At 68.7% G+C, this 8,894-nt stretch carries 10 protein-coding genes and 1 pseudogene; 8 read left to right on the forward strand and 3 right to left on the reverse strand.

What is annotated here, in order from left to right; all coding sequences use genetic code 11:
• Positions 1-565: pseudogene (locus tag IH13_RS0120390) on the forward strand (hypothetical protein); the annotation flags it as partial.
• A gap of 232 nt (positions 566-797) precedes the next feature.
• Positions 798-1,490 (forward strand): helix-turn-helix transcriptional regulator, encoded by a 693-nt coding sequence (locus IH13_RS0120395; protein WP_031086491.1) that lies wholly within the window; start codon positions 798-800, stop codon positions 1,488-1,490.
• Between the two features lie 44 nt (positions 1,491-1,534).
• On the opposite strand, the gene IH13_RS0120400 is transcribed toward IH13_RS0120395, so the two are convergent.
• Positions 1,535-2,707 (reverse strand): methyltransferase domain-containing protein, encoded by a 1,173-nt coding sequence (locus tag IH13_RS0120400; protein WP_031086494.1) that lies wholly within the window; start codon positions 2,705-2,707, stop codon positions 1,535-1,537.
• A 355-nt stretch (positions 2,708-3,062) separates the two neighbouring features.
• Between IH13_RS0120400 and IH13_RS0120405 the strand changes: the two genes are divergently transcribed.
• The 4 genes from IH13_RS0120405 to IH13_RS0120420 all read left to right on the forward strand — a co-directional run bounded on the left by IH13_RS0120405 (position 3,063) and on the right by IH13_RS0120420 (position 4,666).
• Entirely contained in the window at positions 3,063-3,890 is an 828-nt protein-coding gene (locus IH13_RS0120405) for a helix-turn-helix domain-containing protein (protein ID WP_031086495.1), read from the forward strand.
• Positions 3,887-4,090, forward strand: a complete 204-nt coding sequence (locus tag IH13_RS0120410) for a DUF397 domain-containing protein (protein ID WP_031086497.1) — start codon at positions 3,887-3,889, stop codon at positions 4,088-4,090. The genes IH13_RS0120405 and IH13_RS0120410 overlap by 4 nt, the downstream gene beginning before the upstream one ends.
• A gap of 82 nt (positions 4,091-4,172) precedes the next feature.
• Positions 4,173-4,382, forward strand: a complete 210-nt coding sequence (locus IH13_RS0120415) for a DUF397 domain-containing protein (protein ID WP_031086500.1) — start codon at positions 4,173-4,175, stop codon at positions 4,380-4,382.
• 74 nt (positions 4,383-4,456) lie between these two features.
• The gene (locus IH13_RS0120420) at positions 4,457-4,666 is read left to right on the forward strand and encodes a DUF397 domain-containing protein (protein ID WP_031086501.1); all 210 of its coding nucleotides are present in this window, start codon (positions 4,457-4,459) and stop codon (positions 4,664-4,666) included.
• A gap of 82 nt (positions 4,667-4,748) precedes the next feature.
• Here the strand turns inward: IH13_RS0120420 and IH13_RS0120425 are convergent, their stop codons facing one another.
• Together IH13_RS0120425 and IH13_RS0120430 are read right to left on the reverse strand one after the other, a co-directional pair.
• Positions 4,749-5,036, reverse strand: a complete 288-nt coding sequence (locus tag IH13_RS0120425; RefSeq protein ID WP_031086503.1) for a hypothetical protein — start codon at positions 5,034-5,036, stop codon at positions 4,749-4,751.
• 15 nt (positions 5,037-5,051) lie between these two features.
• A complete protein-coding gene (locus tag IH13_RS0120430; RefSeq protein WP_031086505.1) occupies positions 5,052-6,722 on the reverse strand; it encodes a sodium:solute symporter family protein in 1,671 nt (556 codons plus the stop codon).
• 237 nt (positions 6,723-6,959) lie between these two features.
• On the opposite strand from IH13_RS0120430, the gene galT reads away from it, so the two are divergent.
• Together galT and galE are read left to right on the forward strand one after the other, a co-directional pair.
• Positions 6,960-8,003: a galactose-1-phosphate uridylyltransferase gene (galT, locus tag IH13_RS0120435; RefSeq protein ID WP_031086507.1), complete on the forward strand. Its 1,044-nt coding sequence runs from the start codon at positions 6,960-6,962 to the stop codon at positions 8,001-8,003.
• On the forward strand, positions 8,000-8,894 hold an 895-nt coding region (gene galE, locus IH13_RS37965; RefSeq protein ID WP_031086509.1), incomplete at its 3' end, for a UDP-glucose 4-epimerase GalE. The genes galT and galE, both read left to right, overlap by 4 nt.

The raw sequence follows: 8,894 nt of genomic DNA on the forward strand, positions 1-8,894 counted from the left end.
CAGCAGCAGCATCTCGGACTTCTTCTCGATCGACGCGGCCACCGGCAAGCTGATCGTCCGGATCTCCGCCGACGCCGAGAAGTACGGCGGCGACTGCGGCGCCACCGAGGTCGAGGACTGCACGGCCCTCGCGGTCGGCGAGGACCGGATCTACGTGCCGACCGAGGAGCACGAGGGCGGTGGCGACTTCGGCAGGACCAACGAGATCGTGGCCTTCGACCTCACCACCGGCAAGCTGGTGGGCGGCCGGGCGGACGCCGGCGACCGCCACACCCTCCTCCCGCTGCGCATGGACGGCCCCGATGTCATCGCGTACAAGGTGCCCCCCTACGACGAGGGCGGCCAGATCGTCTCCATCGACGGCTCCACCTTCAAGGAGACCGTGCTGATGAAGAACCCGGCCGACAAGGAGATCAGCGATATGGAGAGGGACTTCTCCGCGTACTACAAGGACATCCGCTACACCGACGGCCGGATGTTCCTGTCGCCCAGGTACCTCTCCAGGCCCAGCAAGGTCGACCCGGACGCGAAGCACTACCTCGCGGTCTCCTTCACCACCCGCTGACCCGTCCCACGGGTGAGCAGCGGCCCTGCCGGTCGATCGGACGACCGGCAGGGCCGATCGTTTTCCGCCTGCCAACGAGCCCTGAACGCAGCAGAATCCGGCATTCTGAGCGCTCCTGGCACGGAGAGGGCGCGGCACGTCGAACAAGCGTGTAACTTGCCGGTTCCAAGGGCGGGCCGGGGGGCCCGGCACACGACACCAGGGCACACAACAGCACAGGGGGACTGCTCGCATGGGTGTGCGGCTCATGGTGGTCGACGACCACCGTCTGCTGGCCGAGGCACTCGCCTCGGCACTGAAACTGCGCGGGCACCGGGTGCTCGCCGCCGCGGCGCCGACCGCCGGAGCCGCCGAACTGGTGGTCAGCCGGGCGCCGGAGGTCTGTCTCTTCGGGACGGCGGCGCCCGCCGAACCCGGCGCCTTCGACCCGATCGTGCGGATCGGGCGGGAACGGCCCCAGGTGGCCGTGGTGGTGCTCGGCCCGGTACCGAGCCCCCGGGGGATCGCCGCCGCCTTCGCCGCGGGGGCCGCGGGATACGTCCGCCACGACGAACGGATCGAGGGTGTCGAGCGGGCCATGGCCAAGGCCCGCGCGGGCGAGGCCGCCGTCGCCCCGCAACTGCTCCGGGGCGCCTTCGCCGAGCTGCTCCATCCGCCGGTCCAGCCCGACGACGAGGGGCAGCGGCTGCTGCGGATGCTCACCCCGCGTGAGGCGGAGGTGCTGGTACGGGTCGCGGAGGGCGAGGACACCCGGCTCATCGCGGCCGGCATGGGCATCGCGCCGAGCACCGCGCGCACCCATGTGCAGCGGGTCCTGATGAAGCTGGGGGTCGGCTCCCGGCTGGAGGCGGCGGCGCTCGCCGCCCGCACGGGGCTGCTGGACCGGGCCGCCGGAATGACGAAGGGACCTGGCCGCCTCGCGTGAGCGCGGCGGCGGTCCGGCCCCTGGCGTACCGGGGGCCGGACCGGTTACACGGGCCGTCCCGGCTCGTCGAGCCAGACGTACTCCCCGGCGGCACCGACCGTGAGGCCGAACCTGGACCACTCCGGGCGGCCTTGGGCGCACCACCACGCGTGGCCGGCCCGTACCTCGTCCCAGAGCCTCCGCGGGCCGTGCTGCCAGACCCTCGCGGACCGCCCCTCCCGAAGGAAGACGCAGGCCCAGGACCGGTCGCTCCGGCTGTAGAACCAGAGCGGCTGAGCACCGTCCCGTTCCTCCGCCGCGCTGAACGTGCAGTCCGGCACCCGGAGACCGAGGGCGAAGACCAGCGGACCGAACCGGCCGCCCGACGCGATCTCCGACGCGGCCTCCGCGGACTCCTCGACCGCCGGGAGATCCAGGAGAGGGACGTACGCCTCGTGATCGATCGGCGCGGCCCGGTGCGCGCGCAGCTTCATGAACTCGACGGGGCCGACGAAACCGCCCTGCGCGATCTCTCCGCCCTTGTGCACCTGGAGGCGTACGAGCGCGTCCTCGCCTGTGAAGCCCGCTCCCCAGGGAGCCACGATCACCCCGAGGGGGCGCGTCCGGGCGACCCAGGCGAACGGGATCTCCCTGACTCCGCACGTGGCGACGGTCCGGTCGAAGGGCGCGTGACCGGGGGCTCCACGGGCCCCGTCTCCGTGGACGACCTCCACGAGTGCGCCGAACCGGTCCAGGGCTCCCCTCGCCCGACCGGCGACCGCCGCGTCGACCTCCACGCTGACGACGTTGTCGTCACCGGCGCGGTGAGCCAGGAGCGCGGCGTTCCACCCCGTCCCCGTGCCGATCTCCAGGACCCTGGAACCCTCGTCCACGGTCAGCAGATCGAGCATGCGGAACACGACGCTCGGCATGGAGGCCGAGGAGGTGGGAAGCCGGCCGGGCTGCGGGCCCTGGTGTCCTCCGTCGTCCCACTGGGTCACGATCGGGACGTCGGCGTCGGCGTACTCCTGCCAGCGCCGCCCGTCCACCGCCCGCGAGACGTGAACGGTCTGCCCCGTCCTCATGTCGAAGGGCCAGATGTCGTCGGGAAGGAACGCACGGCGCGGCACCAGCGCGTACGCGTTCAGCCATTCCGAGGTCAGGACGCCGGCGGGCACGAGGGCGAACCCCACCTGTTGCCGGGTGGCGGGGAGCGCCTTCTGCTCCGCCTCTTTCATCGGGTTCATCGGAACTCGTTCCTGGTAGTGGTCTTGCGGGGTGTGTCTTCATCAAGGCGGTCCGGGCAGACCGTCGCTCCGCATGTACAGGGCGGGTACGTGGACGGGGACGCATAGGGGGATGTGTCCACGCGCTTTCGGAACCAGAGGTCTTGGGCGCCAGGGCGGGTGTCCCTGGCCGCTGGGGTGTTGATCGCTTCGTGCGGTGGGTCCATGAGGTCCTCACGGTGGTGCTGATCCGTGGCTTCCCAACCAGCATCGGCACTGTGACGACCGGGCAACAGAGGGTTAGGGTGGACAGTGTGAAGTGTCCAGTTGGACATGCGCCGGTGTCCAAGACAGTGGGGGCGAACTGGTGGCAGTAGAGGCGGAACCCGCTACTTCGGACCCGGCCGAGACGCCACTCACGTTCTTCGGGGCGGAGGTGCAGGGCGCGCGGGAGCGTGGGAACATCCGGCGGGAGGACCTGGCCAAGGCGGCCTCCTGCGGTTATTCACTGGTGGCCAAGATCGAAGCGGGGAAGCGCACCCCGTCGTTGAACTTCGCGCGGGCCTGCGATCAGATGTTCCCTGGAGCGGAAGGCCTGTTCGAGAGGCTGTGGCCGCTGGCGATGAGGTACGCCTTCCCGCCGTGGTTCCGCCGCTACCTGGAGCTGGAATGGAAGGCGTCGAGCCTGCGGATGTTTCATCCTCAGCTCATGCCTGGCCTGGTGCAGACCGAGTCCTATGCCCGGGCCGTGCTGCGGACGGGCCGGCCTTCCAACCTGGAAGAGCTGGTGACCGGCCGTATAGACCGGCAGCGGATTCTGGAGCGGGACAGCAGTCCGGCGCGACTCCGGTTGATCCTTAATGAGGCTGCGCTTACGAACATGGTCGGGGACCGCGAAGTGATGCACCAGCAGTTGGAACAACTGTTGAGACTCTCGGAGGTCGCACGGCACCGTGTGCAGGTCGTACCCAACACAGGACAACACCACGGCTGGGCATCGCCGTTCGGCATCCTGTCCTTCCCTGATGGCGAGGACGTGGTGCACGTCGACGGTTTCCCACGGGGGTACTTGCTGGCAGAACCGGAAGACAGGACGAAGGCGTCCGACGCCTATGATCTTCTGACGGCGCTGGCGCTCTCGCCGGATCTGTCAGCCGAGCTGATCACCTCGATCCAGAAGGAACGCTATTCATGAATTCCACGATCACGATGGATGGCTGGCTGAGTAGTTCGTTCAGTCAGAACAACGGCGGTGAGTGTGTGGAGTGGCATCCGACGCATGCCATCACGCATGGCGTCGTCCCCATTCGGGACAGCAAGGTGCCTGAGGGTCCGATGCTGATGGTCAGTCACGAGGCATTCGTCGGCCTTGTGTGTCTGGCGAAGCTCGGCTGAGTCACACCGGCCAGGGCGAGCCGCTGTCGCAGGCAGCAGCAGCGTCCGTGGCCAAGATCAGCCATTTGCGAAAGGGCCCCCCGTGACGACCGAATCCTCCCGCTGGTTCAAGTCCTCGTACAGCTCGAACGGTGGCGACTGTGTCGAGGTCGCTGCCGACTTCGCCATCACGCGCGGGATCGTTCCCGTCCGTGACTCCAAGTACGTGAGCGGTCCCGTCCTGAACGTCTCCGCCGACGCGTTCTCCGCGTTCGTCGCGGGCGTGCGGGGCGACGGGCTCGGGACCGCCTGACGCCCGGCTACGGGCGAGGCGCTGTCGCAGGCGGCGTCGTTGGCCATGATCAGCCAGTTGCGAAAGGGCACCCCGTGACGACCGAATCCTCCCGCTGGTTCAAGTCCTCGTACAGCTCGAACGGTGGCGACTGCGTCGAGGTCGCCGCCGACTTCGCCATCACGCGCGGGATCGTTCCCGTCCGTGACTCCAAGTACGTGAGCGGCCCCGTCCTGAACGTCTCCGCCGACGCCTTCTCCTCGTTCGTCGCCGGTGTCCGGACCGGCGGACTCGGTACCGCCTGACCGGGCGTCCCGGACGCCGCAGGGGCCGGGCCACCCCGCCTGACGGCGGTGGTGGCCCGGCCCCTGCGGTGCGGAACCGTGCTCAGCCCTCCGGCGTACCGGGGGCCTCGTCCGGTACCTGGACCGGGCGCAGCTTCATCCAGATGAGGAAGAACAGCCCGAGGGCCAGCATCGCCAGACCCGTCCAGAGGTTGATGTGGACACCCTCGGCCTTCTTCAGGTCGGCCTCGGAGGGGCTGATGCCGGCGATGGTGACGATCACTCCGTAGACCACGAAGAGCCCGCCGATGATCCGGCGGATGTCGAACAGCCGGGCCGCGGTCGCGGACGTGCGCTCCAGCTCGGAGACTTCCTTGTGCAGGTCGGACATGGTGAGTGCCTCCGATCAGAGCGAGTAGGGCAGGTAGCACAGGGCGGCGAGGACGATGGCGCCCCAGCCGAGCAGTGCCGGCTTGCGGTACCAGGCGTCGTCGCCCTGCTCGGGCAGTTCGTCCGCGTCCGGGGACGCGGTTCCGTAGACCAGTCCGGCCAGTTCGGACTCCGGCTTGGGCGCGGTGAAGAGCGTGACGGCGACCATGACGACCGCCCCGGCGACGAATCCGACGATCGCGGAGACGAAGTTGGCGCCCTGGTCGCTCGGGATGTCGATGATGCCCTGCTTGTAGATGACGAAGTAGTTGACCATCGCCGCGGTGGTGCCCGCGACCAGGCCCCAGACACCGGACTTCATCGAGGCGCGCTTCCAGAACATGCCGATGATGAAGACCACGAACATCGGGACGTTGAAGAAGGAGAAGAGCGTCTGGAGGTAGCTCATGATGTTCGAGAAGCTCGACGCGATGAACGCGGTGCCGATCGAGGCCAGTACGCCGGCGGCCGTGACGCCGCGGCCGAACTTCAGGTAGTACGCGTCCGGCTTGTCCTTCTGCACGTAACGCGCCCAGATGTCCGTGGTGAACACCGTGTTGAACGACGAGACGTTGGCGGCCATACCGGCCATGAACGCGGCCAGCAGACCGGTCACCGCGATACCGAGCACCCCGTTGGGCAGCAGCTCCCGCATCAGGACCGGGATGGCGTCGTTGTACGTCAGGTCCGAGCCGGGGGTGCCGATCTTCGGGACGACGACGGCGGCGACCAGGCCGGGGATCATCACCGCGAAGACGATGAAGATCTTCGGGAAGGCGGCGATCAGCGGGGTGCGCTGGGCGGCCGAGAGGTTCTTCGCGGACAGGGCGCGCTGCACCTCGGCGAAGTTGGTCGTCCAGTAGCCGAAGGAGAGCACGAAGCCCAGGCCGAGGATGATCGTCAGCCAGTTCGCGCCGAGCGGGTTGGCGTCACCGATGCCCGTACCGCCCCAGGCCGACAGGAAGTTCGAGCCGTGACTCTCCTCCAGCGAGCCGGTCAGACCGTCCCAGCCGCCGACGCGCTTGAGGCCGAGGATGGTCAGCGGTATGAGCGCGGCGAGGATGACGAAGAACTGGAGCACCTCGTTGTAGATCGCCGAGGAGAGGCCGCCGATGGTGATGTAGAGCAGCACGAAGATGCCGGCCACGATGATGGCGACCCACTTCGGCCAGCCCAACAGGGCCTCCACGACGATCGACAGCGCGTAGAGGTTCACGCCCGCGATCAGGATGGCCGCGAAGGCGAAGAGGGCCGAGCTCAGCAGGTGCGCCGACTTGTCGAAGCGCTGGAGCAGGAACTCCGGTACCGAGCGGACCTTCGAGCGGTAGTAGAAGGGCATCATCACCAGGCCGAGGAAGACCATGGCGGGGATGGCGCCGATCCAGTACCAGTGGACGACCGCGACGCCGTACTGCGCGCCGGTCGCCGCCATGCCGAGGATCTCGGTGGCGCCGAGATTGGCCGCGACGAAGGCCAGACCGGTCACCCATGCGGGCAGCGACCGTCCGGACAGGAAGAAGTCGAGGCTGGTCTTCACACTGGCTCGGGCGGCGAAGCCGATGCCGAGCACCACGACGAAGTAGATCGCCAGAATTGTGTAATCGAGCCCGTTCGTGGGGAGCCGGAGCCCTTCGGCCAGATAGTGCATGGGGGGTACTCGCTTCGTTGCGCGAACTGAACCTGTCGGAACCTACGCCTTTGTGTTCAGAAATTGAACAGTCCGCCTGACGTTCTTTGTTTGATCGTGATCGAGCGAGGTGAAATGTCCGTTGTTGCCCCACGTGGAGGCACGAAGGCTTCACAAGTCCGGGCGATTGACGCTCATGTTGAGTTGTGATTAATTGTGTGCGGTTATGTTTGGCGAGCGGTTTCCTGGAGGACCCTGGTGAAGAAGACGGTGACGACCCTCGCCGACGGTCGTGAGCTGATCTATTACGACCGCGCGGACGACACCGTCCGCGACGCGGTCGACGAGCGGCCGCTGGACGCCGTCTCGACGTCCTCCGAGATCCGCCGCGACCCGCTGCTCGGCGACAGCGTGGCCATCGCCTCGCACCGGCAGGGACGCACCTACCACCCGCCGGCCGACGAGTGCCCGCTCTGCCCGTCACGAAACGGCCGGCTCAGCGAGATCCCCGACGACGACTACGACGTCGCCGTCTTCGAGAACCGCTTCCCCTCGCTCGCCGGTGACTCCGGCCGCTGCGAGGTCGTCTGCTTCACCTCCGACCACGACGTGTCCTTCGCCGGGCTCACCGAGGAGCAGGCCGCCCTCGTCCTCGCGGCCTGGACCGACCGGACCGCCGACCTCGCCGCGCTTCCGCAGGTCGCCCAGGTGTTCTGCTTCGAGAACAGGGGCGCCGAGATCGGCGTCACCCTCGGCCACCCGCACGGCCAGATCTACGGCTACCCCTTCGTCACCCCCCGCACCGAACTGATGCTGCGCTCGATGGAGGCCCACCGCGCCGACACCGGCCGCAACCTCTTCGACGACGTCGTCGCCCGCGAGCTGTCCGAGGGCGACCGGATCGTCCTGGAGGGCGAGCACTGGGTCGCCTTCGTGCCGTACGCCGCCCACTGGCCCTACGAGGTCCACCTCCACCCGCGCCGCCGCGTCCCCGACCTGCGGGAGCTCGACGAGGCCGCGCGCACGGAGTTCCCACAGGTCTATCTGGAACTCTTGAGGCGATTCGACCGGATCTTCGGACCCGGGGAGCCGCCGACCCCGTACATCTCCGCCTGGCACCAGGCCCCCTTCAGGGCCCCCGGCCGCGAGGAGTTCGGGCTGCACCTGGAGCTTTTCACCATCCGGCGCACCTCCGGCAAGCTGAAGTTCCTCGCGGGTTCCGAGTCCGGCATGAACGTGTTCATCAACGACGTGCCGCCGGAAGCCGCGGCCCAGCGACTGCGAGAGGTAGCGAGCAAGTGAGCAACCCGGTGAAGAAGTACCTGGTGACGGGCGGCGCGGGATACGTCGGCGGCGTCGTGGCCGCCCACCTGCTGGAAGCGGGTCACACCGTGACCGTGCTGGACGACCTGTCGACCGGCTTCCGCGAGGGCGTGCCGGCCGGGGCCGAGTTCATCGAGGGCCGCGTCCAGGACGCCGCGAAGTGGCTGGACGCCTCCTACGACGGGGTGCTGCACTTCGCCGCGTACTCCCAGGTCGGCGAGTCCGTGGTCGACCCCGAGAAGTACTGGGTGAACAACGTCGGCGGGACCATGGCCCTGCTCGCCGCCATGCGGGACGCCGGGGTGCGCACCCTCGTCTTCTCGTCCACCGCGGCGACCTACGGAGAGCCGGTCTCCACCCCCATCACGGAGACGGACCCGACCGCGCCGACGAGCCCCTACGGTGCCTCCAAGCTCGCCGTCGACCACATGATCACCGGTGAGGCCCGCGCCCACGGGCTGGCCGCCGTCTCCCTGCGCTACTTCAACGTCGCCGGGGCCTACGGCGACTGCGGCGAACGCCACGACCCCGAGTCGCACCTCATCCCGCTGGTCCTCCAGGTCGCCCTCGGCCGCCGCGCGTCGATCTCCGTGTACGGCGACGACTACCCGACCCCCGACGGCACCTGCGTCCGCGACTACATCCACGTCGCCGACCTCGCCGACGCCCACCTGCTGGCCCTGGACGCGGCCACCCCCGGCGAACACCTCATCTGCAACCTCGGCAACGGCAACGGGTTCTCCGTACGCGAGGTCATCGAGACCGTCCGCCAGGTCACCGGCCACCCGGTCCCCGAGACCGCCGCCCCGCGCCGCGACGGCGACCCCGCCGTGCTGGTCGCCTCCGCCGCCACCGCCAGGGAACGGCTCC

This window comes from Streptomyces sp. NRRL WC-3549 (assembly GCF_000721935.1).
GTDB lineage: Bacteria > Actinomycetota > Actinomycetes > Streptomycetales > Streptomycetaceae > Streptomyces.